Source organism: Nocardioides sp. WJ219, assembly GCF_058559815.1.
In genome coordinates, this window is record NZ_JBZUJV010000002.1 from 296,614 (window position 1) to 320,440 (window position 23,827).

At 73.3% G+C, this 23,827-nt stretch carries 24 protein-coding genes; 4 read left to right on the top strand and 20 right to left on the bottom strand.

Annotation, left to right across the window (positions count from 1 at the left end):
* Positions 1-35 precede the first annotated feature (35 nt).
* From hisF to hisD, 7 genes are read right to left on the bottom strand one after another with little or no spacing between them, the layout of a single operon-like run.
* Positions 36-806 carry an imidazole glycerol phosphate synthase subunit HisF gene (gene hisF / locus AC4MBH_RS05470; protein WP_491793335.1) on the bottom strand — a complete coding sequence of 257 codons (771 nt, stop codon included), beginning with the start codon at positions 804-806 and terminating at the stop codon, positions 36-38.
* Positions 803-1,534 (bottom strand): bifunctional 1-(5-phosphoribosyl)-5-((5-phosphoribosylamino)methylideneamino)imidazole-4-carboxamide isomerase/phosphoribosylanthranilate isomerase PriA, encoded by a 732-nt coding sequence (gene priA, locus AC4MBH_RS05475; RefSeq protein WP_491793336.1) that lies wholly within the window; start codon positions 1,532-1,534, stop codon positions 803-805. Before priA ends, hisF begins: the two co-directional genes overlap by 4 nt.
* A 7-nt stretch (positions 1,535-1,541) precedes the next feature.
* Positions 1,542-1,868, bottom strand: a complete 327-nt coding sequence (locus tag AC4MBH_RS05480) for a hypothetical protein (RefSeq protein WP_491793337.1) — start codon at positions 1,866-1,868, stop codon at positions 1,542-1,544.
* 3 nt (positions 1,869-1,871) lie between these two features.
* The gene (gene hisH, locus AC4MBH_RS05485; RefSeq protein WP_491793338.1) at positions 1,872-2,504 is read right to left on the bottom strand and encodes an imidazole glycerol phosphate synthase subunit HisH; all 633 of its coding nucleotides are present in this window, start codon (positions 2,502-2,504) and stop codon (positions 1,872-1,874) included.
* Positions 2,501-3,109, bottom strand: coding sequence for an imidazoleglycerol-phosphate dehydratase HisB (gene hisB, locus AC4MBH_RS05490; protein ID WP_491793339.1), 609 nt, complete (start codon positions 3,107-3,109; stop codon positions 2,501-2,503). Before hisB ends, hisH begins: the two co-directional genes overlap by 4 nt.
* A gap of 10 nt (positions 3,110-3,119) precedes the next feature.
* Complete coding sequence (locus AC4MBH_RS05495) at positions 3,120-4,211, bottom strand: histidinol-phosphate transaminase (RefSeq protein ID WP_491793340.1); 1,092 nt, start codon at positions 4,209-4,211, stop codon at positions 3,120-3,122.
* Between the two features lies 1 nt (position 4,212).
* On the bottom strand, positions 4,213-5,520 hold the full coding sequence (gene hisD, locus AC4MBH_RS05500) for a histidinol dehydrogenase (protein ID WP_491793341.1): 1,308 nt from the start codon (positions 5,518-5,520) through the stop codon (positions 4,213-4,215).
* A gap of 78 nt (positions 5,521-5,598) precedes the next feature.
* Between hisD and cobT the strand changes: the two genes are divergently transcribed.
* The 4 genes from cobT to ybaK all read left to right on the top strand — a co-directional run bounded on the left by cobT (position 5,599) and on the right by ybaK (position 8,656).
* Positions 5,599-6,573, top strand: coding sequence for a nicotinate-nucleotide--dimethylbenzimidazole phosphoribosyltransferase (gene cobT, locus AC4MBH_RS05505; RefSeq protein WP_491793342.1), 975 nt, complete (start codon positions 5,599-5,601; stop codon positions 6,571-6,573).
* Positions 6,570-7,331, top strand: coding sequence for an adenosylcobinamide-GDP ribazoletransferase (locus tag AC4MBH_RS05510; RefSeq protein ID WP_491793343.1), 762 nt, complete (start codon positions 6,570-6,572; stop codon positions 7,329-7,331). Before cobT ends, AC4MBH_RS05510 begins: the two co-directional genes overlap by 4 nt.
* Before the next feature lie 74 nt (positions 7,332-7,405).
* Positions 7,406-8,071 (top strand): LON peptidase substrate-binding domain-containing protein, encoded by a 666-nt coding sequence (locus AC4MBH_RS05515; RefSeq protein ID WP_491793344.1) that lies wholly within the window; start codon positions 7,406-7,408, stop codon positions 8,069-8,071.
* A 90-nt stretch (positions 8,072-8,161) separates the two neighbouring features.
* Complete coding sequence (gene ybaK, locus AC4MBH_RS05520; protein ID WP_491793345.1) at positions 8,162-8,656, top strand: Cys-tRNA(Pro) deacylase; 495 nt, start codon at positions 8,162-8,164, stop codon at positions 8,654-8,656.
* A gap of 25 nt (positions 8,657-8,681) precedes the next feature.
* On the opposite strand, the gene AC4MBH_RS05525 is transcribed toward ybaK, so the two are convergent.
* From AC4MBH_RS05525 to ftsZ, 13 genes are all read right to left on the bottom strand, one after another.
* Positions 8,682-10,610, bottom strand: a complete 1,929-nt coding sequence (locus tag AC4MBH_RS05525; RefSeq protein WP_491793346.1) for a DUF3352 domain-containing protein — start codon at positions 10,608-10,610, stop codon at positions 8,682-8,684.
* Positions 10,611-10,767: 157 nt separating this feature from the next.
* Complete coding sequence (locus AC4MBH_RS05530) at positions 10,768-11,376, bottom strand: hypothetical protein (protein ID WP_491793347.1); 609 nt, start codon at positions 11,374-11,376, stop codon at positions 10,768-10,770.
* Positions 11,373-14,939, bottom strand: a complete 3,567-nt coding sequence (gene dnaE, locus AC4MBH_RS05535) for a DNA polymerase III subunit alpha (protein ID WP_491793348.1) — start codon at positions 14,937-14,939, stop codon at positions 11,373-11,375. Before dnaE ends, AC4MBH_RS05530 begins: the two co-directional genes overlap by 4 nt.
* 1,141 nt (positions 14,940-16,080) lie before the next feature.
* On the bottom strand, positions 16,081-16,542 hold the full coding sequence (locus AC4MBH_RS05540) for a GNAT family N-acetyltransferase (RefSeq protein WP_491793349.1): 462 nt from the start codon (positions 16,540-16,542) through the stop codon (positions 16,081-16,083).
* Positions 16,529-17,464, bottom strand: coding sequence for an RluA family pseudouridine synthase (locus AC4MBH_RS05545; protein WP_491793350.1), 936 nt, complete (start codon positions 17,462-17,464; stop codon positions 16,529-16,531). The genes AC4MBH_RS05540 and AC4MBH_RS05545 overlap by 14 nt, the downstream gene beginning before the upstream one ends.
* Entirely contained in the window at positions 17,461-18,039 is a 579-nt protein-coding gene (lspA, locus tag AC4MBH_RS05550; protein WP_491793351.1) for a signal peptidase II, read from the bottom strand. The genes AC4MBH_RS05545 and lspA overlap by 4 nt, the downstream gene beginning before the upstream one ends.
* Positions 18,012-19,004 carry a TraR/DksA family transcriptional regulator gene (locus AC4MBH_RS05555; protein ID WP_491793352.1) on the bottom strand — a complete coding sequence of 331 codons (993 nt, stop codon included), beginning with the start codon at positions 19,002-19,004 and terminating at the stop codon, positions 18,012-18,014. The genes lspA and AC4MBH_RS05555 overlap by 28 nt, the downstream gene beginning before the upstream one ends.
* Before the next feature lie 212 nt (positions 19,005-19,216).
* Positions 19,217-19,975, bottom strand: coding sequence for a DivIVA domain-containing protein (locus AC4MBH_RS05560; protein WP_491793353.1), 759 nt, complete (start codon positions 19,973-19,975; stop codon positions 19,217-19,219).
* A 151-nt stretch (positions 19,976-20,126) separates the two neighbouring features.
* Entirely contained in the window at positions 20,127-20,414 is a 288-nt protein-coding gene (locus tag AC4MBH_RS05565) for a YggT family protein (protein ID WP_491793354.1), read from the bottom strand.
* Between the two features lie 146 nt (positions 20,415-20,560).
* Complete coding sequence (locus AC4MBH_RS05570; RefSeq protein ID WP_491793355.1) at positions 20,561-21,124, bottom strand: cell division protein SepF; 564 nt, start codon at positions 21,122-21,124, stop codon at positions 20,561-20,563.
* A 49-nt stretch (positions 21,125-21,173) separates the two neighbouring features.
* A complete protein-coding gene (locus AC4MBH_RS05575) occupies positions 21,174-21,875 on the bottom strand; it encodes a YggS family pyridoxal phosphate-dependent enzyme (RefSeq protein WP_491793356.1) in 702 nt (233 codons plus the stop codon).
* A complete protein-coding gene (locus AC4MBH_RS05580) occupies positions 21,872-22,597 on the bottom strand; it encodes a purine nucleoside phosphorylase YfiH/LACC1 family protein (protein ID WP_491794124.1) in 726 nt (241 codons plus the stop codon). Before AC4MBH_RS05580 ends, AC4MBH_RS05575 begins: the two co-directional genes overlap by 4 nt.
* Before the next feature lie 6 nt (positions 22,598-22,603).
* On the bottom strand, positions 22,604-23,773 hold the full coding sequence (gene ftsZ / locus AC4MBH_RS05585) for a cell division protein FtsZ (RefSeq protein ID WP_491793357.1): 1,170 nt from the start codon (positions 23,771-23,773) through the stop codon (positions 22,604-22,606).
* Between the last annotated feature and the right edge of the window lie 54 nt (positions 23,774-23,827).

Below are 23,827 nucleotides of genomic sequence, written 5' to 3' on the forward strand. Positions count from 1 at the left end.
GACCTCAGGTGCACTCGAGGTCAAGTCGGCGCGGGTCAGCGCACCGGGTGCCCCGCCGTGACCAGCGCGTCCTTGACGTCGCGGATGCGCAGGGTGCCGAAGTGGAAGACGGTGGCGGCCAGGACCGCGTCGGCACCGGCGTCGACGGCCGGCGCGAAGTGGTCGGCGCGGCCGGCGCCGCCGGAGGCGATGACCGGGATCGAGACCGCCTCGCGCACCAGGCGCAGGAGGTCGAGGTCGAAGCCGTCCTGGGTGCCGTCGGCGTCCATGGCGTTGAGCAGGATCTCCCCCGCCCCCAGCTCGGCGGCGCGCGCGGCCCACTCGACCGCGTCGAGGCCGGCGGACCTGCGGCCGCCGTGGGTGGTGACCTCGAAGCCGGACGCCGTCCGCGCGGGTCCGGCGACCCGGCGCGCGTCGACCGAGAGCACCAGCACCTGGTTGCCGTAGCGGTCGGCGATCTCGGCGACCAGCTCGGGCCGGTGGATGGCGGCGGTGTTGACCGCGACCTTGTCGGCGCCGGCGCGCAGCAGGCGGTCGACGTCGTCGACGCTGCTCACGCCGCCACCGACGGTGAGCGGGATGAACACCTCCTCGGCGCAGCGGGACACGATCTCCATCGTGGTCGCGCGACCCTCGTGCGAGGCCGAGATGTCGAGGAAGGTGAGCTCGTCGGCACCCTCGGCGTCGTAGCTGCGGGCGAGCTCGACCGGGTCGCCGGCGTCGCGCAGGTCGAGGAAGTTGATGCCCTTGACCACCCGCCCGGCGTCGACGTCGAGGCAGGGGATGACGCGGACGGCGAGGCTCACGACGTGCCCCGGGTGAGGGCGAGCGCGTCCTCGAGGGTGAACCGGCCCTCGTAGAGCGCGGTGCCGGCGATCGCGCCCTCGACGCCGTCGTCGACCAGGCCCATCAGGGCCTCGATGTCGGCGAGCGTCGTGACGCCGCCCGAGGCGATCACCGGGCGGTCGGTGGCGGCGCAGACGTCCCGCAGGAGCTGCAGGTTGGGGCCCTGCAGCATGCCGTCCTTGTTGACGTCGGTGACGACGTAGCGCTCGCAGCCCTCGGCGTCGAGGCGCGCCAGCACCTCGTAGAGGTCGCCGCCCTCGCGGGTCCAGCCGCGGGCGGCCAGCGTGCGGCCACGGACGTCGAGGCCGATCGCGACCCGGTCGCCGTGCTCGGCGATCACCCGGGCGCACCACTCCGGCGACTCCAGCGCGGCGGTGCCGATGTTGACCCGCCGGCAGCCGGTGGCGAGCGCCGCCTCGAGCGACTCGTCGTCGCGGATGCCGCCGCTCATCTCGACGTCGATGTCGAGGGCGCCCACGATCTCGGCCTGCAGCTCGCGGTTGGTGCCGCGCCCGAAGGCCGCGTCGAGGTCGACGAGGTGGAGCCACTCGGCGCCGGCGTCCTGCCACCGGCGCGCGGCGGCGACCGGGTCGCCGTAGGCCCTCTCGGAGCCGGCGACGCCCTGGGTGAGCTGGACGGCCCGGCCCTCGGTGATGTCGACGGCGGGCAGCAGCTGGAGGTGGCTCACGCGGGGCTCATTTCCGGGTCAGGAGGTGGATGACGATGGGGGTGAGGAGGAGCGACAGGAGCAGGAAGAACACCCGGGCCGGCCAGTCGGTGGTGCCGAGCCACACCAGCACGTTGACGGCGGCGACCATCGCGAGCGCCAGGCCGGTCTGCTGGCGGCGGCGGGCGGCGAGGGTGCCGGCCTGGCCCGACGACCGCGGCAGCCACCCCGTCAGGCGCGAACGCCGGGCGGCCCGGCGGGCCTCCCGCTCGGCGTCGGCGAGGCGCGCGGTCTCGGCCTGCGCGACCTCGCGCTCGCGCTCGGCCCGACGGCGGGCGCGTTCCCCGGCGGCCACGGCTCAGAGTCCGCCGACCCAGTTGCGCAGGAGCGCGGCCCCGGCGTCGCCCGACTTCTCGGGGTGGAACTGGGTGGCGCAGAGCGGGCCGTTCTCGACGGCGGCCACGAACCGGTCGCCACCGTGCTCGGCCCAGGTGACCAGCGGCTCCTGGGTGCGGCCGGTGGTGACGAGGTCCCAGGAGCGTGCGGCATAGGAGTGGACGAAGTAGAAGCGCTCGTCGGCGATGCCGGCGAACAGGCCGGTCCCTCCCGGCGCCTGGACGGTGTTCCAACCCATGTGCGGGACGACGTCGGCCTGCAGCCGGGAGACGGTGCCCGGCCACTCCGCGCAGCCCTCGCTGGTGACGCCGTGCTCGACGCCGTGCTCGAAGAGCACCTGCATGCCCACGCAGATGCCGAGCACCGGACGGCCGCCGGCGAGGCGGCGTCCGATCAGCCGGTCGCCCTTGACCTCGCGGAGCCCGGCCATGCACGCGGCGTAGGCGCCGACGCCGGGGACGACGAGACCGTCGGCGTCGAGCCCGGCCTGGAAGTCCGAGGTCAGGGTCACGTCGGCTCCCGCGCGCTCGACGGCGCGGACGACCGAGCGGAGGTTGCCCGAGCCGTAGTCGAGGACGACGACGGATGGATTCACAGTGCGCCCTTGGTGGAGGGGATGCCCGTCTCGCGGGGGTCGAGCGCGATCGCGTCGCGGAACGCCCGGGCCACGGCCTTGAACTGCGTCTCGACCAGGTGGTGCGGCTCGCGCCCGGCGAGCACCCGCACGTGCAGGGCGAGGTGGCCGTGGAAGGCCAGCGTCTCGAAGACGTGCCGGGTCAGGGAGCCGAGGTAGGACACGCCGGAGCCGCCGAGGGCGACGTACTGCTGGCCCTCGGGCTCGCCGGTGTGCACGCAGTAGGGGCGGCCGGAGACGTCGACGACGGCCTGGACCAGCGCCTCGTCGAGGGGCACCGTGGCGTCGCCGAAGCGGCGGATGCCGGCCTTGTCGCCGAGTGCCTGGCGCAGCGCCTGACCGAGCGCGATGGCGGTGTCCTCGACCGTGTGGTGGGCGTCGATGTGGACGTCGCCCGCGGTCTGCACGGTCAGGTCGACCAGCGAGTGCCGCGAGAACGCGGTGAGCATGTGGTCGTAGAAGCCGACGCCGGTGGAGATGTCGTGGCGCCCCGAGCCGTCGAGGTCGACCTCGACCAGCACCTTGGACTCGGACGTCTGGCGCTCGACACGGGCGGTGCGGGTCATCGTTGCTCCTTCATCGTGCGGGCATCGTGCGGGCCATGGTGGACGTCAGGGCGTCGCGGAACACGGTCATCTCCTCGGCGGTGCCGATCGAGACGCGCAGCCAGCCGTCGGGGCCAGTCTCGCGGATCAGGACGCCCTGATCGAGCAGGTTCTGCCACACGTGGTGGCGGTCGGCAAAGGTGCCGAAGAGCACGAAGTTGGCGTCGGAGTCGGCGACCTCGAGCCCCTGGGCGCGCAGCCAGGTCACCGTCGCGTCGCGCTCGGCCCGCAGGTCGTCGACCCGCGAGAGCAGCTCGGGGGCGTGCCGGAGGGCGGCCAGGGCGGCGGCCTGGGTGACGGCGGAGAGGTGGTAGGGCAGCCGGACGACGCGGATCGCGTCGCAGATGGCCGGGTCGGCGGCGAGGTAGCCCAGGCGCAGGCCGGCGGCGGCGAACGCCTTGCTCATGGTGCGGGTGACCACGAGGTTGCGCCGCCCCGGCAGCAGCTCGAGCGCCGACGGCGTCCCGGTACGGCGGAACTCGCCGTAGGCCTCGTCGACCACGACGATCCCGGTGTCGCCGACGGCCTCGCACAGCGTGGTGACCGCCTCGGGCGGCAGCGCGGTGCCGGTGGGGTTGTTGGGCGAGGGCAGCAGCACCACCGAGGGTCGCTCGGCCTCGACCAGGGCGCGCGCGGCGTCGAGGTCGAGGCTGAAGTCGTCCTCGCGCCGGCCGGTGACCCAGCGGGTGCTGGTGTCGCGGGCGTACTCGGGATACATCGAGTACGTCGGCGCGAAGCTGACCGCCGTGCGGCCCGGGCCGCCGAAGGCCTGGAGCAGCTGCAGCATCACCTCGTTGGAGCCGTTGGCGGCCCACACCTGCTCGGGCCGGACGTCGTGCCCGAGGTAGGCCGCCAGGGCCGTGCGCAGCTCGGTGAGCTCGCGGTCGGGGTAGCGGTTGAGGGTCGTCGCCGCGTGCGCGACCGACGTCGCGATGTCGGCGACGACGGCCACCGACGGCGCGTAGGGGTTCTCGTTGACGTTGAGCTGGACGGGCACGTCCAGCTGGGGGGCGCCGTACGGCTCGATGCCGCGCAGCTCCTCCCGCAGGGGCGGGAAGGTCATCTCAGGCCTCGAACCGGACCCGGACCGCGGCCCCGTGACCCGGCAGGTCCTCGGCCTCGGCCAGCGTGACCACGTGGTCGGCGACCTCGGCGAGCGCCTCGCGGGTGTAGTCGACGACGTGGATGGAGCGCAGGAACGCCCGCACCGACAGGCCCGAGGAGTGGCAGGCGCAGCCACCGGTGGGCAGCACGTGGTTGGAGCCGGCGCAGTAGTCACCGAGGCTGACCGGGGCGTGCGGGCCGACGAAGATCGCGCCGGCGTTGCGGACCCGGGCGGCCCACGCCGCGGCGTCGGCGGTCTGGATCTCGAGGTGCTCGGCGGCGTAGGCGTTGACGACCGCGAGGCCCTGCTCGAGGTCGTCGACCAGGACGACGCCCGACTGCGCCCCGGTGAGCGAGGTGCGGATGCGCTCGGTGTGCTTGGTGGCGGGGACCTGCTTGTCGAGCTCGACCTCCACCTCGTCGGCGAGCCGCTCGGACGGCGTCACGAGGACGGCGGCCGCGAGCGGGTCGTGCTCGGCCTGGCTGACCAGGTCGGCGGCGACGTGGGCCGCCTCGGCGGTGTCGTCGGCCAGGACGGCGATCTCGGTGGGGCCGGCCTCGGAGTCGATGCCGACCAGACCCTTGAGCAGCCGCTTGGCGGTGACGACGTAGATGTTGCCGGGGCCGGTGACGAGGTCGACCTTGCGGCACGGGCCGGTGCCGTAGGCGAACATCGCGATCGCCTGCGCCCCGCCGACGGCGTACACCTCCTCGACGCCGAGCAGCGCGCACGCGGCGAGGATGGTGGGGTGCGGCAGGCCGCCGAAGTCGCGCTGCGGCGGGCTGGCCAGCGCGATGGAGCCGACGCCCGCGGTCTGGGCCGGGACGACGTTCATCAGGACGCTGGAGACCAGCGGGGCCAGGCCGCCGGGCACGTAGAGGCCGACGCGGTCGACCGGGACCTTGCGGTGGGTGACGACGGCGCCCGGGCCGAGCTCGGTGACCGCGTCGGTCTCGAGCTCCTCGGCGCAGGTCAGCCGCAGCCGGCGGATCGACTCGTCGAGGCCCGCCCGGATGGCCGGGTCGAGCTCCTCGAGCGCTGCGGCGAGGGCGGCCGGGGGCACCCGGACGTCGTCGCCGGCGGTGCCGCCGTCGAAGCGGGCGTTGTACTCCAGGATCGCGTCGAGGCCGCGCACCCGGACCGCCTCGCAGATCTCGTGGACCGCCGGGACCGCCGCCTCGACGTCGAAGTCGGCGCGGGGGACGACGGACCGGTAGTCGTCGGGCGACGACAGGGTCCGACCGCGCAGGTCGATTCGGCGGATCATGGCTCGATTCTAGGGAAGGTCGCCTCACCCCTCCGACCCGGCAGCGCCGGGTGGGACGGGGCTCACTACCGTGACGCGGTGATCAGCCCCCCGAGTGCCGCCGTCCGCGCCGAGGCCGAGGAGCGACTGGCGTCGCTGGCCACCCCCGCGGGGGCGCTCGGGCGGCTCGGCGACCTCGCCACCTGGTGGGCCGCGACGCAGGGCGCGTGCCCTCCTCCGGCGCTGGAACGGGTGCGGGCCGTCGTGGTCGCGGGCGACCACGGCGTCGCCGCCCACGGCGTCTCCGCCTACCCCGCCGAGGTCACGCCGGCGATGGTCGGGCTGATGGCGGAGCGCCGCGCGGTGGCCTCCGCTCTCGGCGCTGCGCACGACGTCACCGTGCGGGTGCTCGACATGTCGGTGGGCCGACCGAGCGGCGCCATCCACCACGAGGACGCGGTGACCCCCGAGGAGGCGCGGGCCGCGCTCGCGCTCGGTGAGCGGGTCGCGGCCGAGGAGGTCGACGCCGGCGCCCAGCTGCTGGTCGTCGGCGAGGTCGGCATCGGCAACACCACCGCGGCCGCCGCCCTGGTCGCCGCCCTGCTGGGCCTCCCGGCCGCGGAGGTGACCGGGCGCGGCACCGGGGTCGACGACGCCGGGCTCGCCCGCAAGGTCGCCGTGGTCGGCGCGGCCGTCGAGCGCGCGGGTGGCCGGGTCGCCGACCCCGTCGAGGCGCTGGCCGCCCTCGGCGGGGCCGACCTCGCCGCGATGACCGGGTACGTCGTCGGCGCGGCGCGCCGCGGCGTACCGGTGCTGCTCGACGGGGTCGTCACGCTCGCTGCGGCGCTGGTCGCCGAGCGGCTCGAACCCGGCGTCTCGGCCTGGTGCGCCGCCGGGCACCGTTCGACCGAGCCCGCCCAGGTCGCCGCGCTCGACGCGCTGGGTCTCGAGCCGCTGCTCGACCTGGGGATGCGCCTGGGCGAGGGCAGCGGCGCGCTCGTCGCCGTCCCCCTCGTGCGGTCGGCCGCGGTGCTGCTGCGCGACGTCGCCCTGCTCGCCGAGGTGCTGTCGTGAGGGCGCTGGAGGTGCTGCGGTTCTCGGTCGGCACGCTGACCGCGATCCCGGTCACTCCCCCACGCTCGTTCGGCCGCGACGTCACGGTGCCCGGCATCGTGCTCGCGCCGGTCTTCGTCGCGCCGCTCGGCGCGCTGGTCGCCGTGCTCCTGTGGGGCGGGCGCGAGCTCGGCCTCGCCCCGGTCGCGGTGGCGGCGCTCGCGGTCGCGGCGCTGGCCCTGGGCAGCCGGGCCTTCCACCTCGACGGCCTGGCCGACACCGTCGACGGGCTCACCAGCGGCTACGACGCCGAGCGCTCGCTGGCGGTGATGAAGCAGGGCGACGCCGGGCCGGCCGGGGCGGCCGCCCTGGTGCTGGTGCTCGGCATCCAGGTCGGCGCCTGCGCCGCGCTGCTGTCGCTGCCGTGGGGACCGCTCGTCGCCGGCGTCCTGGTCTGCGTGGCACGCGGTGCGGCGACGGTGATGTCGGCGCGCGGCATCCCCGCGACCCGCTCGACCGGCCTCGCCGCGACGTACGTCGGCGCGGTGCCGCCGTGGGTCGTCGTGCTGGCCTGGACCGTGCTGACCGGGGTGGTGACGGCCGTGCTCGTCGTCGCCGACCTGCCGTGGTGGCGCGGCCCGCTCTGCGTGCTGCCGGCCCTGGCGGCGACCGCCTGGCTGGTCCGGCGCGCCGTACGTCGGCTCGGCGGCGTGGCCGGCGACGTGTTCGGCGCCTCGATCGAGGTGTCGCTGGCGCTGATGCTGCTGGCGGCGACCTGACGCGTGCCGAGCATCACGGCGCGGGCCGTCGTGCGTCGCCCTTCGGGGTGACGGGGCGCGTATAGGTTGACGGCGTGACCCTCGAGCTGCCGATGTTCCCCCTGAACTCGGTGCTGTTCCCCGGCCTCACGGTGCCGCTGCGGATCTTCGAGGACCGCTACCGGGCGATGGTCCACCACCTGCTGCGCATCGACGACCCCACCGAGCGGGTCTTCGGGTCGGTCGGCATCCGCGAGGGCTACGAGATCGGTGACCACGGGGCGCAGTCGCTGTTCCGGGTCGGCTGCAAGGCGCTGCTCACCGAGGTCGAGTCCCACCCCGACGGCACCTTCGACGTGGTCGCGGTCGGCCTGGGCCGGATCCAGCTCGACCGGCTCGACACGACCGGGCTGTTCCCCGTCGGTCACGTGGTCGACAAGCCCGAGCCCGAGGCCACCGTCGACCCCGACGTGCTCGACCGGGCGCGCGCGACGTTCACCGCCTACCGCCAGGCCCTCTCGGAGATCCGGTCCGACCCCTACGAGGGCGCCCTCCCCCGCGACCCCGGGTACCTGTCCTGGACCCTCGCCGCCTGCGCCCCCCTGCCCCTCCCCGAGCGCCAGGCGCTCCTCGAGGCCGACGACGCCGAGGAGCGGCTCGTGCTGGTCACCGACCTGCTGCGCACCGAGCTGCGCGCGATGAACGTGATCGCCTCGCTGCCGGCCACCGAGGTCGCCCGCACCCGCTGGAACCCGAACTGAGCGAGCAGACACCCTGCGAAGCCGTGCGGGCGCGTCGAGACCCGGTGCGGGTCCGGGCAACGCCGACCCAGACCCGGTAGACAAAGACCCGTGGCCAAGAAGACCAAGCCCCACGGCGGCACCCCCGCCACCGTCGCCCTCAGCCAGGCCGGCATCGGGTTCACCCCCCGCGAGTACACCCACGACCCGCGCGCCACGTCGTACGGGCTGGAGGCGGCGGAGGCCCTCGGGGTCGATCCGGCCCGGGTGCTCAAGACCCTGCTGGCCGACGTCGACGGCCGACTGGTCGTGGGCGTCGTCCCGGTCACCGGCCAGCTCGACCTCAAGGCCCTGGCCCGGGCGGTCGGGGGCCGCAAGGCGCAGATGGCCGACCCGGCGGCCGCCGAGCGCGCCACCGGGTACGTCGTGGGCGGGATCTCGCCGGTCGGCCAGAAGCGCGCGCACCCCACGGTCGTCGACGTCAGCGCCCTCGACCACCCGACCGTCCTGGTGTCGGGTGGGCGCCGCGGCCTCGACCTCGAGCTCGCCCCCGCCGACCTGGTCTCGGTCACCGGCGCCACCACCGCCCCGATCGCCCGCCCCTGACGCGGCGGCCGGGGTCGGCCACCCGTCAGTCGGTCGTCAGCCGCATCACGCTGTGCGAGACGTCGTCGCTGTCGGTCCAGGCCGAGATGCCGAAGGCGCGGAGCGGAGCGATGTTCTCGAGCACCTCCTCGCCGGCGTCCTCGGCCTCGACGGCGCGCTGGAGCCAGTCGCCGGTCTCGAAGTTGACGTAGACCACCGCGGCGGCCTCGTCGGACCTGCGCACGACGTCGCGGTAGGCGCTGGTCTCGCCGAGGTCACCGCCCTCGAGGAGCTGGTCGCTCCACTCCTCGGAGAAGCCGGCGACCACGTGCTCGTCGTCGGACTGGTAGGCGAAGGTGTCCTTGACCTCGTCGCCGACCTCGGGGTTCTCCAGGAGCCGGTCGATGACGTCGGTGATCGCGCCGGGGTCGCCCTTGACCTTGAGGCCGAGCGGCTGGCCGGTCGGGTCGTCCTCGAGCGCCTCGGGGTCGAAGTCGCCGCTGATGGCGAGCGCGGCCGACTCGCCGGTCAGGGTCTCGGCGTCCTCGGGCAGCTCGAGCCCGGTCTCCGCCTCGAGCGTCGCGATGGCCTCCTCGACGTCGAGCATGTCGCCGCCCAGGGTCTCGACGTAGTCGGTCACGGCGGTGAACCAACCCTCCTCGAAGCCCATGCCCACCGCGATCGCGGTGTCGTCGGGCAGCGAGGCGACGACGTCGTCGCCCCCGTCGGTGTCGTAGATCTTGTCGAGGCCGAGGAAGTCGACGCTGGACGCCGACTCGACCTCGACGCCGCCGTCGTCGAAGCGGACGGTGAGCGCGGCGCCCTCGAAGTCGGCGAACATCTCCTTGAGCGCCTGGTCCGACTCGTCCTCACCCGACTCGTCGCTGGACGCGCCGTCGCCGCAGGAGGCCTCGAAGTCGTACTCCTCGTCACCGTAGGTCGGCTCGTCGGCCGGGCCGTCGCTGGGGAGGGTGGGCGACGCCGCGCAGACCTCGTCGTCGCCGAAGAAGGGGCTCTCGACGGCCCGGGCGATCAGCTCGCCGGCCTCCGGCGCGACGTAGGCGGTGAGGATGCCGGCGTCGCCGGCGGCCTCGGTCCACTTCTCGAAGTCGCCGTCGTCGGCGAGCGGTGCCTCGTCGGCGGCGTCGGTCACCGCGGTGGCGATGTCGTCGTCCTCGGCGATGATCACCCAGTCGCCCTGCACCGACCAGCCGAACGGGTCGGAGGGCTCGTCCTCCTCCTCGCTGGCGCCGTCGGTGGACGTGTCGTCCTCGTCCACGACGCACGACCTGGCCTTCTCCAGGCCCTCCTCGGCCGCGTCACCGTCCTCGACCTGGAGCACGAAGACGGGCGCGATCCCGTCGTCGTTGCCGGCGACCTCCTTGCCGACGTCGACCGCCGCGAACCCGAACCGGTTGCCGAGCCAGGGCTCGACCTCGTCGTCCCAGGACAGGTCGCCGCAGGCGCCGGACTCGTCCTGGACGTACTCGAAGAGCACCTGGCGCAGGTCGTCGTCGCTGCTGACGTCGACGTTCTCCGCGAACGCAGGGAACTTCTCCAGGGTGTCGAGCGCCTCCAGCTTCTGCTTGCCGCTGGGGTCGAGGTCGACGCTGACGTAGGCGATCGTCGAGTCCGGCAGCGCCTCGGCGGGCTGCGGACCGGTGGCGAAGACCACCTGGTAGACCGCGAACGCCCCGCCGGCGACGGCCAGCGCCCCCACCACACCGCCGCCGACGAGCAGGCCCTTGCGCCTGCCGCCGCCCGAGGACGCACCCCCGGGCTGGTGGGGCGGCACGTGGCCGCCCGCGCCGCTGTCGAGGAACTCGGGCGGGCCGGACGGCGGCAGGCCGGACGGCGGGGGGCCGGACGGCGGGGGGCCGGACGGCGGGGGGCCCGACGGCGGGGGGCCCGACGGCGGGGGGCCCGACGGCGGTGGGCTGCTCGGAGGTCCTGTGGGTGGGAGGTTGCTGGACATCGCAGTAACCCGCTTTCGGCTGGGAGCGGCCAGGACGCGCGACCGCGGTGGAGGGGAACAGGGGTACGACGCCCGTCTACCCGTCCCGGTTCCGGGGCAACCACGTCGTGGCAGCAGTCTGCTCGACCTGACCGGCCTTCGTGGTGAGTTCGGGTGCTCAGTCGTCGGGGGTCGTGCGGCGCGGGTCGTCGAAGGGGCGAGCCGCGTCGATGCCGGCGCCGGCCGAGCCGGTGACCAGGTAGGTGGTGGCGAGGCCGACGAGGCCCCCGACCGACCAGGCCACGAACGGGGACCGGCCGTCGACCCCGATGGTGCCCGGCAGCTCGGTGCCGTCGGCCAGGCCGGGGGCGAGCCCGCGCAGGTCGAGCGGGCTCCTGGCGAGGCCGACCCGGTAGGCCAGGTAGGCGGCGAGGGCGCTGCCGGCGGCCACGGCCAGCAGGGTCACCAGCTCGGACGCCCGGCAGGTGAAGGCGGCGACGACCCCCAGCAGCAGACCGGCGAGGGCGCCGATGACGACGTACAGACCGGTCGCGGAGAACTCCCCCTCGATCTCGGCCAGGCTGGAGTAGAGCCAGGTGCCGTCCTGGACGGCCCCGCGCGGCGGGTCCCACAGCTCGAACCAGCACCAGCCGGCCGAGGCACCGACCACGGCGAAGACCACGACCACCGCGACCGCCTCGATCGCGGGACGTCGCCAGGCCCGCGGGGCGGACCACCGGCGGCGGGTCGCGGACGGCACCGCGCTCGTGGGCAGGTCGGTGGTCACCCCGTCAGACAACCCGGTCCGAGCAGCTGCTTCAAGTCGGCGAAGAGCGCGGGGGTCGGGGTCACCCGCAGCCGGTCGTCGAGGCGCATCACCTTCGTCGACTGCCGCGAGAGCAGCCGCAGCCGCACCTCGGTCAGCCCGGGGTGGGTGCCCAGGACGTCCTTGAGCTGCTCGATGACCGGTGCGGTGCAGCGGGTCGAGGGCAGGCTGATCGTCACGGGGCCCGTCGAGCCCTCGGAGATGTCGGGCATCGACACCTCCTGCCCGCGCAGCTCGGGCTGGTCCTTGTCGCGGGAGAGCTGACCCTTGACCCGCAGGATCGCGTCCTCCTGCAGGAACGGCGCCGCGAGCTGGTAGGAGCTGGGGAACAGCAGCACCTCGATGGCGCCGTCGAGGTCCTCCAGGGTGATCGTGGCCCAGGCGTCGCCCCGCTTGGTGATCCGCCGGTTGACCGAGGTGACCAGGCCGCTGATGGTCAGGGTGCTGCCGTGGGGGCGGTCCTCGTCGAGCATCAGCTGGCCGATGGTGCAGTCGGTGCCCACCGAGAGCACGTGCTCGAGGCCCAGCAGCGGGTGGTCGGAGACGTAGAGGCCGAGCATGTCGCGCTCGTGGCCGAGCAGCGTCATCTTGTCCCACTCGTCGATGTCGGGGATCGCGACGCTGACGCCGAACCCGCCGTCGTCGGCGTCGTCGAGCGCGGCGAACAGGGAGTCCTGGCCGATCGCCTCGTTGCGCTTGATGTCGACGTACTGGTCGACGGCGGTCTCGTGGATCGCGACCAGGGCACGGCGCCGCAGCTTCATGTCGTCGAACGCGCCGGCCTTGATCAGCGACTCGATGACCCGCTTGTTGCAGACCAGGACGGGGACCTTGGACATGAAGTCGCCGAAGTCGGCGAAGCGCCCCTTCTCGGTGCGGGCGGCGACGACCTGGTCGACGACGTTGGAGCCGACGTTGCGGATGGCGGTGAGGCCGAAGCGGATGTCGCGCCCGACCGGGGTGAAGTCGGCTGCGGACTCGTTGACGTCGGGCGGGAGCACCTGGATCTTCATCCGGCGGCACTCGTTGAGGTAGATCGCCGACTTGTCCTTGTCGTCGCGCATCGAGGTGAGCAACGCCGCCATGTACTCGGCCGGGTAGTTGGCCTTGAGGTAGGCGGTCCAGTAGGACACGACGCCGTAGGCCGCGGAGTGGGCCTTGTTGAAGGCGTAGTCGGAGAAGGGGAGGAGGACCTCCCACAGCGTGGAGATCGCCTCCTGGGAGAAGCCGCGCTCGAGCATCCCGCCCTGGAAGCCGGCGTACTGCTTGTCGAGCTCCTCCTTCTTCTTCTTGCCCATCGCGCGCCGCAGGTTGTCGGCCTGGCCCAGGCTGAAGCCGGCCAGCGCCTGGGCGATCGCCATCACCTGCTCCTGGTAGACGATCAGGCCGTAGGTCTCCCCCAGCACCGGCTCGAGGGCTTCCTCCAGCTCGGGGTGGATCGGGTCGATCGGCTCGCGGCCGTTCTTGCGGCGGGCGTACTTGTTGTGGGAGTCGGCGCCCATCGGGCCGGGGCGGTAGAGCGCGCCGACGGCGGAGATGTCCTCGAACTTGTCGGGACGCATCGAGCGCAGCAGCGAGCGCATCGGCCCGCCGTCGAGCTGGAAGACACCGAGGGTGTCGCCGCGCGCGAGCAGCTCGTAGGTGGGCTGGTCGTCGAACGTCAGCTCCTCGAGCACGACGTCGATGTCGCGGTTGGCCTTGATGTTGCGCACCGCGTCGTCGAGGACGGTGAGGTTGCGCAGCCCCAGGAAGTCCATCTTGACCAGCCCGAGCGCCTCGCACATCGGGTAGTCGAACTGGGTGATGATCGCGCCGTCCTGCTCGCGCTTCATGATCGGCACGATGTCGACGAGCGGCTCGCTGGACATGATCACGCCGGCCGCGTGCACGCCCCACTGGCGGATCTGGCCCTCGAGCCCCAGCCCGGTCTTGTAGATGGTGCGGACGTCGTGGTCGGAGTCGTGGAGCTGGCGGAACTCGCCGCCCTCGCCGTAGCGCTTGTGCTTGTCGTTGAACAGCTCCTTGAGCGGCACGCCCTTGCCCATCACGTCGGCCGGCAGGGCCTTGGTGATGCGGTCGCTGATCGCGAAGCCGTGGTCGAGCACGCGGGCGGCGTCCTTGATCGCCTGCTTGGCCTTGATCCGGCCGAAGGTGGCGATGTAGGCGACCCGGTCGCTGCCGTACTTCTGGGTGACGTACTGGATCACCTCGACGCGCCGGCGCTCGTCGAAGTCGATGTCGAAGTCGGGCATCGAGGGGCGCTCGGGGTTGAGGAACCGCTCGAAGATGAGGCCGTGCTCGAGGGGGCACAGGTCGGTGATGCTCAACGCGTAGGCCGCGATGGACCCCGCGCCGGAGCCGCGACCGGGACCGACCCGGATGCCGTTGCGCTTGGCCCACTGGATGAAGTCGGCGACCACGAGGTAGTAGCCGCAGTAGCCCTTGGCGGCCACGACGCTGAGCTCCATGTCGACGCGGTCCTTGACGTCGGCGGTGAGCTTGTCGCCGGGGTAGCGGTGCTCGATCCCCCGCCACACCTCCTTGACGAACCAGGACTCCTCGGTCTCGCCGGCCGGGATGTCGGCGCGCGCCATGTAGCCACCGGTGGACTCGGTGAACTCGACGTCGCAGCGCTCGGCGATCGCCAGGGTGTTGTCGCAGGCCTCGGGCATGCCGAACCGGTCGGCCCACAGCTCGCGCATCTCGGCGGCCGACTTGATGTAGTAGCCGCCGCCGTCGAACTTGAGCCGGTTGGTGTCGGAGAGCCGCCGGCCCGAGGCGACGCAGATGAGGGCGTCCTGCGCCTCGGCGTCCTCGGGGTTGTTGTAGTGGGAGTCGTTGGTGGCGACCGGCGGGATGCCGAGCTGCTTGCCCAGGCGCAGCAGGTCGTCGCGGACCCGCTTCTCGATGTCGATGTCGTGGTCCATCAGCTCGAGGAAGAAGCTGTCCTTGCCGAAGATGTCCTGGAACTCGGCGGCGGACTTGACGGCCTCGTCGTACTGGCCGAGGCGCAGACGGGTCTGGATCTCCCCCGACGGGCACCCGGTGGTGGCGATCAGGCCGTCGGAGAGCTCGTGGAGCAGCTCACGGTCGGCGCGCGGCTTGTAGTAGTAGCCCTCGAGGCTCGAGCGCGACGAGAGCCGGAACAGGTTGTGCATCCCCTTGGTGTTCTCGGCCCACATCGTCATGTGGGTGTAGGCGCCGCCACCCGCGACGTCGTTGCCGCCCTCCTCGGCGGGCCCGCCGGTGCCCCACCGGACCCGGCGGCGCTCGCTGCGGTGGGTCTGCGGGGTGAGGTAGGCCTCGATCCCGATGATCGGCCGGACGCCGTGCTTGCGGGCCTTGGACCAGAAGTCGTAGGCGCCGTGCAGGTTGCCGTGGTCGGTCATCGCGATCGACGACATGCCGAGCTGGTTGACCCGCTCGAAGAGCCCGTCGAGCAGGGACGCGCCGTCGAGCATCGAGTACTCGGTGTGGACGTGCAGGTGGGCGAAGTCCGCGCTGGCACCGGGGCCGGTCGACATCGGGTGGGGCGCTCCTCGGGTCGTGGTCGGGCGGGCTGCGGGCAGGCTCACGCCGTACTGCGGCGGGGGGCCGGAGCGCTGGGTGAGTCCGGGACGGCGGGGGAAGCGCGTCGGTCCCGAGGGAAGGACATCAGCCTACGCGAGCCGTCGCGACGATCCTGACAGGAACCACCGACAAGCCCGCAGTCGACCGCGAGGAACGAGCGGCCGGCGTGGGCGGGCGCAGGTCGAGCAAGCCCGCAGCCGCGTGCGAGGCACGAGCACGCGGCGTCGCGGGCGCAGGTTGAGCAAGCGCGCGACCGAGGAACGAGGTCGCGACCGCGCGTCGAAACCCCCGCAGCGGGCCTTCGGCCCGCACCACCGACCCGGCAGGAAATCGACCGGCGCAGGTCTCGAGACGGCCGTGGCCGGCCTCCTCGACCAGCGTCGGTGACGGCAGGTGCCCACGCTGCGGGGGTCTCGACTCGCGGAGACTTCGTCCCCGCGGCTCGACCACCGTCGGTGATCGGCCGTCGTACGACGCTCCGTCGGTGGCCGGACGTCGTACGACGACGCTGGTCGAGCCGGGCGAGCGCCAGCGAGCCCGAGTCGAGACCCGGCGAGGTGCCCGCCTGCGGTGGTCTCGAGACGGCCGTGGCCGGCCTCCTCGACCAGCGTCGGTGCTGGTGGGTGCCCACGCTGCGGGGGTCTCGACTCGCGGAGACTTCGTCCCCGCGGCTCGACCACCGTCGGGGGCCCACGCTGGTCGAGCCGGGCGAGCGCCAGCGAGCCCGAGTCGAGACCCGGCGAGGTGCCCGCCGGCGGTGGTCTCGAGACGGCCGTGGCCGGCCTCCTCGACCAGCGTCGGTGCTGGCGGGTGCCCACGCTGCGGGGGTCTCGACTCGCAGAGACTTCGTCCCCGCGGCTCGACCACCGTCGGTGACCCACGCTGGTCGAGCCGGGCGAGCGCCAGCGAGCCCGAGTCGAGACCCGGCGAGGTGCCCGCCTGCGGTGGTCTCGAGACGGCCGTGGCCGGCCTCCTCGACCAGCGTCGGGAACGGCGGGTGCCCACGCTGCGGGGGTCTCGACTCGCGGAGACTTCGTCCCCGCGGCTCGACCACCGTCGGTGATCGGCCGTCGTACGACGACGCTGGTCTCGGGGTCAGCGGCCGTCCCAGCTCATCCGGAGGTCGGGGGCCCGCTCCTCGTTGGCGCTGCCGTCGGTGTGCTCGCGCTCGACGAGGCCGTGGCGGGTGTAGAAGGCCCGGGCGGGGGTGTTGGACGTGAAGACCCACAGGGAGAAGCCCCGGGGGCGGCGGGCCTTGGCCAGGTCCAGCAGCGCCGAGCCGATGCCCTGTCCGGCGTGGGACGGCAGCACGTAGAGGTCGTCGAGCCAGGTGGCGGTCATCCGCAGGTAGGCGACGACCTGGCCGTCGGCCTCGGCGACCCAGGTCTCGTCCTCGGCCAGCCGAGCGGCCAGCCAGGCGTGGACCTCGAGGTCGGTGTGCACGCCCGGGGGCATGGGGGCGGCCCGGCGGGCCGCCAGGTGGACCGCGGCCACGGCCGTCACGTCGTCGGGCCCGGCCGGGCGGAGGACGACCTCGGCAGCGTCAGTCGGCGGCACGGACGACGTCGAGGGCGCGGGCGAGGTCGTCGGGGTACGGCGACTCGTACTCGACGTACGCGCCGGTGTCGGGGTGCACGAAGCCGAGCTTGACGGCGTGCAGCCACTGCCGCGTCACGCCGAACCGGCTGGCGAGGGTGGGGTCGGCGCCGTAGGTGAGGTCACCGACGCAGGGGTGCTTCAGGGCCGACATGTGCACCCGGATCTGGTGGGTGCGCCCGGTCTCGAGGTGCACCTCGAGCAGGCTGGCGAAGCGGTGGGCCTCGAGGGTGGAGTAGTGGGTGACGCTCGGCCGGCCGCCGTCGAGCACCGCGAAGCGGTGGTCGGCGCCGGGGTGCCGGGCGATCGGGGCGTCGATGGTGCCCTCGTGCGGGTCGGGGTGGCCCTGCACCAGCGCGTGGTAGGTCTTGTCGACGGTCCGGTGCCGGAAGGCGTTCTTGAGCACCGAGTAGGCGTGCTCGGACTTGCAGATCACCATCACGCCCGACGTGCCGACGTCGAGGCGCTGCACGATGCCCTGCCGCTCGGAGGCGCCCGACGTCGCGATCCGGAAGCCGGCCCCGGCGAGGTGTCCGACCACGGTGGGACCCGACCAGCCGGGCGAGGGGTGCACGGCGACCCCGACGGGCTTGTCGATCACCACGATGGACTCGTCGTCGTGGATGATGCCGATCCCGTCGACGACCTCGGGCACGATCTCGAGCGGGTCGGCCTCGACCGGGATCTCCACGTCGAGCTGGACGCCGGGCAGCACCCGGTCGCTCTTGCTCACCGCCGCGCCGTCGACCAGGACCAGCCCGCGGGCGATGAGCTCGGCGGACCGGGTGCGGGAGAGCCCGAACAGCTGCGCCATCGCCGAGTCGACGCGCTCCCCGGCGAGGGAGTCGGGGACCCGGAGGCTGCGGAGGTCGGAGGAGGTCATTCGGCGCGCTCCTGGACGGCGTCGCCGGCGCGGTCGTCATCGGTGGTGTCGGGCTCGTCGTCGCCGCGGGTGCCGTCGACGTGGACGCCCCGGAAGGCCTGCAGCACGATCAGCCCGGCGGCGACGTTGATGCAGATGTCGGCGACGTTGAAGACCGGCCAGCTCGGCAGCTCGAGGAAGTCGACCACGTGTCCCCGCAGCGGCCCGGGGTCGCGCAGGAGCCGGTCGGTGAGGTTGCCGGTGATGCCGGCCAGCAGCAGCCCGAGCGCCACGGCCCAGAGCGGGCTGCGGACCTTACGGGCGTACCACAGCACCGCCAGCGTGGCGAGGATGGCGACCACGCTGATCAGCGGGGTCAGGCCGGTGCCGGTGCTGAACGCCGCACCGGGGTTGTAGGTCAGCGTCAGCTGCAGCACGTCACCCAGGACGCGGACGTCGGCGCGGTCCTCGAGGTGCCGGACGGCCAGGATCTTGGAGACCTGGTCGACGGCGTACGCCGTGAGGGCGACTGCTCCGAAGGCCAGGCGGAGCCGGGTCGGGGCAGGGCCTACCGGCGTTCCTCGCGCTGCTTGCATGTCATGCACAGTGTGGCACGCGGGAATGCCATCAACCGATTCTTCCCGATGGGGTTCCCGCAGGACTCGCAGACCCCGTAGGTGCCGTCGTCGATGCGCGCCAGGGCCCGCTCGATCTGGGCGAGCTTGTCGCGCTCGTTGCTCAGCACGGTCAGCTCGTGGTCGCGCTCGAAGCTGGAGGCGCCGAGGTCGGCCTGGTCCTGGCCGGCGCCGTCCCCGGAGTCGCGCAGCAGCCCGGCGAGCTCGGTCTCCATCGCCGTCACGATCTCCTCGCTGTGGGTGGTCTGCTCGTGCAGCTCGTCGAGAACCTCCTTCAGCTCGGCCCGGGTCCAGGCCGACTCCCCCGCCTGGACGACGAGGGCACCCGGCGCCGACTTCTTCGCGGGCGCGGTCTTCTTCGCCGGCGCCGCCTTCGTCTCGGGTGCCGCCTTCTTCGTTGCAGCCGCCTTCGTCGCGGGCGCCGCCTTCGTCGCGGGTGCGGTCTTCGTCGCGGGCGCCGCCTTCTTCGTCGCGGCCGCAGTCTTCTTCGCCGGCGCGGTCTTCGGCGCGGGCGCCGCCTTCTTCGCCGCGGGCGCCGCCTTCTTCGCCACGGGGGTCTTCGTCGCGACCGACTTCGTGGCCGGCGCCGCCTTCGTGGTGGTCGCCTTCGTGGCGGGCGCCTTCTTGGCAGGCGCCTTCTTGGTGGGCGCGGCCTTCTTCGCCGTGGGCGCCTTGTCGACCCGGGCGGCCTTCTTCGCAGCCGGCGCCTTCTTCGCAGCCGGCGTCGCCTTCTTCACCGGCGCCGCCTTCTTCACCGGCGTCGCCTTCTTGGCCGGCGCCGCCTTCTTCGCCGAGGACGTCTTCTTGGCGGGTGCCGCCTTCCGGGAGGCGGGGACGGCGGCCCCGGCCGCGGCGGCCGCCGACTTGGTGGTCCGGGTCAGCGCCTTGCGGGCGACCTGCGTGAGCTTGCGTGCGCTGCGAACCATCGGGACCTCGGTCCTTCCCTGGCCGTGGCCGCTGCGGGGTGCCACGGGCGGCACGAACGGTAGCGGCTGGTGACGAGGGTCTCAACGACCGGCTCCGCGGTTCGTCCACCGGAAGTGACGGACTCCCCCTCCACACACCGAGAGAGCCACCCCGCGGACGGGGTGGCTCTCTCGGTGGTGCTGGTGTCGTCGCTCGGACGATCAGGTGGGCCTCAGCCCTCCTCCTCGCCGAGGATCGAGCGGAGCCGCTTGGGGGCGGGCGCCTCCTCGGGCGGCTCGGTGCTGCCGCCGGCGACGAGCGCCTCGAGCTGCTGGGTGAAGTAGCTCTTGAGCCGCGACCGGTACTCGCGCTCGAACGAGCGCAGGTTCTCGACCTCGATGCTGAGCTTGTCGCGCTCCTTCTCGAGGTCGCCGAAGAGCTGCGTGCGCCGCTCGGCGGTCTCGGCGTCGAGCATCTGCGCGCGGGTGCGGGCGTCGGACTCCAGGCGGTCGGCGCGACCCTTGGACTCCACGTCGAGCCGCTCGGCCTTGGTGCGGGCCTCGCCGATGATCTTGTCGGCCTCGTTCTTGGCGTCGTCGACGAGCTCGTCGGCGTTGCGGGTGGCGATCTCGAGCAGCCGGGCCGCGGCGTTGGACGCCTCGGGGACCGTCTCGACGCGGATCGTCTTGATCTCGGTCGTCGCGGGCGCAGCGGCCGGCGGCGGCGTCGGGGCGGCGACGGGGGCCGGCGGCTCGGGCGCCTTCTCGAAGGTCATCGGCGGCGGCTCCGGCGCTGCCTGCTGCTGCGGGGCGGGGGCCCCGGACTGGGCGGCGGAGAGCTTGGCGCGCAGGTCGTCGTTCTCGCGGGTGAGCCGGGCGAGCTCGGCCTCGACCTCGTCGAGGAACTGGTCGACCTCGCCCATGTCGTAGCCCTCACGGAGCCGGACGGGCGTGAATCGCTTGTTGCTCACGTCCTCAGGCGTCAGCGGCATGACTTCGCTCGATTCTTGTCGGTGGTGCAGGTCGTGGTGCGGGAACCGGGCGCAGGCGTCCCGGGTGCATCCCGAGAACCCTAGCGCCTGGTTGGTGCAGGTGTGACCCGGTGTGCCGGACGGGACGAGGTGGTGGCCCCGGCGCCGATCCCTACAGCAGGAAGCTGCGGACCAGCTGGTGGGCGACGTAGGCCCCGATGAAGACGATCAGGAAGCTCAGGTCGAGGGCGAAGTTGCCCAGCCGCAACGGCGGGATCACCCGGCGCAGCGCCTTGATCGGCGGGTCGGTGACGGAGTAGGTGAACTCCAGGACCACGAGCAGGATCCCGTGCGGGCTCCACGAGCGGGCGAAGACCTGCACCCAGTCGACGATGAAGCGGACCCACATGCAGCCGATGAACACCCAGATCAGTCCGTAGAGGACCTGCGCGGCGATCACGGGTGGAGTGTCCTAGCTGTCGGAGGGCGGGGCGTCGGCGAGCCTAGCGGCCGGACCCCAAGGTCTCGGCGGCCGGGCGCCGCGCGGTGCGGAGCGCGTGGAACGACGACGGGCGGGGGGGCACCGCCCGCCTGTCGCCCGCTGGGTCAGGACTGGTTGAAGAACCCGCTGCTGCCGTCGGCGATCCGCTGCTTGTCCTCGGCCGCCACCGACACGTTGGCCGGGGACAGCAGGAAGACCTTGTTGGTGATCCGCTCGATCGTGCCGCGGGTGGCGAAGACCAGCCCGGCGGCGAAGTCGACGAGGCGCTTGGCGTCGTTGTCGTCCATCTCGGTGAGGTTCATGATCACCGGCGTGCCGTCGCGGAAGTTCTCACCGATCACCCGGGCCTCGTTGTAGGTGCGCGGGTGCAGCGTGATGATGCGCGAGAGCTCGGCGACCGACGGGGCCGGCGCCACCACGGGCGCGACGACCGGCGACGTACGGCGGCGCTCGGCGAGGTCGGCGACCGGAGCGGGGTGGGACCCGGTGCGCTCGACACGCTCGACGCGCTCGGGCCGCTCCTGGCGGCGCTCGGCCCGGGTGGGACGCGCGGCCTGGACCGGCTCGGTCTCCTGGGTCTGGTCGTCGTACTGGTCGTAGTCGTCGTAGCGACCGGTGTCCTCGAGCAGGCCGAGGTACTCACCGATCCTGCGCATCGCGCCGCTCATACCACTTCACTCGTTTCGCTCGACTGACTGCTGGAAGCCTCTTCGGACACTACTTCACCGGGGGCCTCGAACCGAGGACCGCGGACCCGACGCGCACGTGTGTCGCACCGACCCGGACGGCCTCCTCGAGGTCACCGCTCATCCCGGCCGACAGGAGCGTCGCGCCGGGGTGGTCGGCCACGAGCCCGCGGTGCACCTCGGCCAGCCGTGCGAACGCCGCGGCGGGTTCCTCGTCGCGGGGGGCGACGGCCATCAGCCCCCGCAGCCGGAGGTTCGGCGCCTGCGTCACGGCCGTCGCGAGCGCGGCGAGGTCGGCCGGGTCGGCACCGCTGCGCCCCTCGGCGCCGGGCGCGTCGAGGCTGGCCTGCAGGAGGACGTCGACGTCGTGCGAGCGCTCCTCGGCCCCCCGCTGGAGACCCGCGACGAGCTTGGCGCGGTCGACCGACTCGATGACGTCGGCGTAGGCGGCCACGGCGGCGGCCTTGTTGCTCTGCAGCCCGCCGATGAAGTGCCAGGTGAGGCCGAGGTCGGCGCACTCGGCGGACTTGGCCTGCGCCTCCTGGTGGCGGTTCTCGCCCACGTGGGCCACCCCGAGGTCGGCGAGCAGCCGTACGTCGGAGGCGGGGAAGAACTTGGTGACGACCACGACCGTGACCTCCGCGGGGTCGCGGCCGCTGTCGGCGCACGCGGCCTCGATCCGGCGGCGTACGCCGGCCAGCCCGGCGGCGACCTCGTCGCTGCGGGCGGTCATCGGGCGGTCGTCCGGATCAGGCCGGCGAGGCGCCCGGAGCCGGCGCCGTCACGCCGGTGGGAGAACAGGTCGGGCGACTCGAGGGTGCAGGCGGACACGTCGACCACGGTGACATCCTCGGCCTCGAGCTGGGCGCGCACCCCGGCGCCGAGGTCGAGCGACGGCGTGCCCCACGAGGTGGTGGCCCGCGTCGCGGGGACGAGCGCCGCGACCTCGGCCTGGAGGTCGGGCGGGACCTCGTAGCAGGCGCCGCACACGTGGGGGCCGATCCACGCGGTCAGGTCGCGGGCCCCGAGGTCGCGCAGCGCCGCGACCGTGTGCGGGACCACCCCGGCCGCGACCCCGGCGCGCCCGGCGTGGGCGGCCCCGACGACGCCGGCGACCGGGTCGGCCAGCAGCACCGGCACGCAGTCGGCGGCGCGGACCAGCAGGACGACGTCGGCCTCGTTGGTGACGACCCCGTCGGCGCTGGGCCGCGGCCCGCCCGGGACGGCCGGCACGACGTCGGCCCCGTGGACCTGGCTCAGGTCGGCCAGCCGCGCGGTGCCGCAGCCCGGGGCGAAGTCGTCGAGCACCAGGTCGAGGTTGCGTGCGGTCGCCGTGCGGTCGCCGTCCTCGTGGAAGGCCAGGTTGAGCGAGTCGAACGGCACGCCACTGACCCCGCCGTGCCGGTCGGTGAAGGCCAGCTCGACGGGGCCGAGGGTGGTGCGGAAGAAGTACAGCGCGACCTACTTCAGGAAGTCGGGGATGTCGAGGTCGTCGTCGGTGTAGACCGGCTGGGACGGCGGACGCGGGGCCGCCGGCGCCTGCTGCTGCGGGGCTTCGGCGCGCTGCTCGACCGGCTCGGGCCGGGGCTCGGGGCGCGCGGCGACGGCCGCGACCTCGGGCTGGGCCACGGGGGCTGCCGGCTGGGACTGGCGCAGGGTGCTGCCCTCGGCGCGGCGCTTGGGCGTGCCCCCGTCGAACCCGGCGGCGATCACGGTGACCCGGACCTCGTCGCCGAGGGCGTCGTCGATGGTGGCGCCGAAGATGATGTTGGCCTCGGGGTGCACCGCGTCGGCGACCAGGGCCGCGGCGGTGTTGATCTCGAACAGGCCGAGGTCGGAACCGCCGGCGATCGAGAGCAGGACGCCGTGGGCGCCGTCGATGCTGGCCTCGAGCAGCGGGCTGGAGACCGCCATCTCGGCGGCGGCGACCGCACGGTCCTCGCCCCGGGCCGAGCCGATGCCCATCAGGGCGGAGCCGGCGTTGGCCATCACCGACTTCACGTCGGCGAAGTCGAGGTTGATCAGGCCCGGCGTGGTGATCAGGTCGGTGATGCCCGAGACGCCCTGGAGCAGCACCTGGTCGGCCTGCTTGAACGCGTCGAGCACCGAGACGTTGCGGTCGCTGATCGACAGGAGCCGGTCGTTGGGGATGACGATGAGGGTGTCGACCTCCTCGCGCAGCTGGGCGATGCCCTCGTCGGCCGAGCCCATCCGGCGGCGTCCCTCGAAGGCGAACGGCCGGGTGACGACGCCGATGGTGAGCGCCCCGAGCGAGCGGGCGATGCGGGCCACGACGGGCGCGCCGCCGGTGCCGGTGCCGCCGCCCTCGCCTGCGGTGACGAAGACCATGTCGGCACCCTTCATCACCTCCTCGATCTCGTCGGCGTGGTCCTCGGCCGCCTGGCCGCCGACCAGGGGGTTGGCGCCGGCACCGAGGCCGCGGGTGAGCTCGCGGCCGATGTCGAGCTTGACGTCGGCGTCGCTCATCAGCAGCGCCTGGGCGTCGGTGTTGATCGCGATGAACTCGACGCCCTTGAGGCCGACCTCGATCATCCGGTTGACGGCGTTGACGCCACCACCGCCGATGCCCACGACCTTGATGATCGCCAGGTAGTTCTGTGCAGCAGCCACGACGGCTTCACCTCTCGAGAAGAGCTCTGTGTCGGAAACGGGCGGTGGGGAAGA

Coding starts and splice junctions, on each gene's coding strand:
- AC4MBH_RS05560 (WP_491793353.1), bottom strand. CDS start 19,975: ATGCCGCTGACGCCTGAGGACGTGAGCAACAAGCGATTCACGCCCGTC.
- lspA (WP_491793351.1), bottom strand. CDS start 18,039: ATGCAAGCAGCGCGAGGAACGCCGGTAGGCCCTGCCCCGACCCGGCTC.
- hisD (WP_491793341.1), bottom strand. CDS start 5,520: ATGATCCGCCGAATCGACCTGCGCGGTCGGACCCTGTCGTCGCCCGAC.
- AC4MBH_RS05495 (WP_491793340.1), bottom strand. CDS start 4,211: ATGACCTTCCCGCCCCTGCGGGAGGAGCTGCGCGGCATCGAGCCGTAC.
- hisB (WP_491793339.1), bottom strand. CDS start 3,109: ATGACCCGCACCGCCCGTGTCGAGCGCCAGACGTCCGAGTCCAAGGTG.
- AC4MBH_RS05545 (WP_491793350.1), bottom strand. CDS start 17,464: ATGACCTCCTCCGACCTCCGCAGCCTCCGGGTCCCCGACTCCCTCGCC.
- AC4MBH_RS05575 (WP_491793356.1), bottom strand. CDS start 21,875: ATGACCGCCCGCAGCGACGAGGTCGCCGCCGGGCTGGCCGGCGTACGC.
- AC4MBH_RS05570 (WP_491793355.1), bottom strand. CDS start 21,124: ATGAGCGGCGCGATGCGCAGGATCGGTGAGTACCTCGGCCTGCTCGAG.
- AC4MBH_RS05525 (WP_491793346.1), bottom strand. CDS start 10,610: ATGTCCAGCAACCTCCCACCCACAGGACCTCCGAGCAGCCCACCGCCG.
- dnaE (WP_491793348.1), bottom strand. CDS start 14,939: ATGTCGACCGGCCCCGGTGCCAGCGCGGACTTCGCCCACCTGCACGTC.
- AC4MBH_RS05555 (WP_491793352.1), bottom strand. CDS start 19,004: ATGGTTCGCAGCGCACGCAAGCTCACGCAGGTCGCCCGCAAGGCGCTG.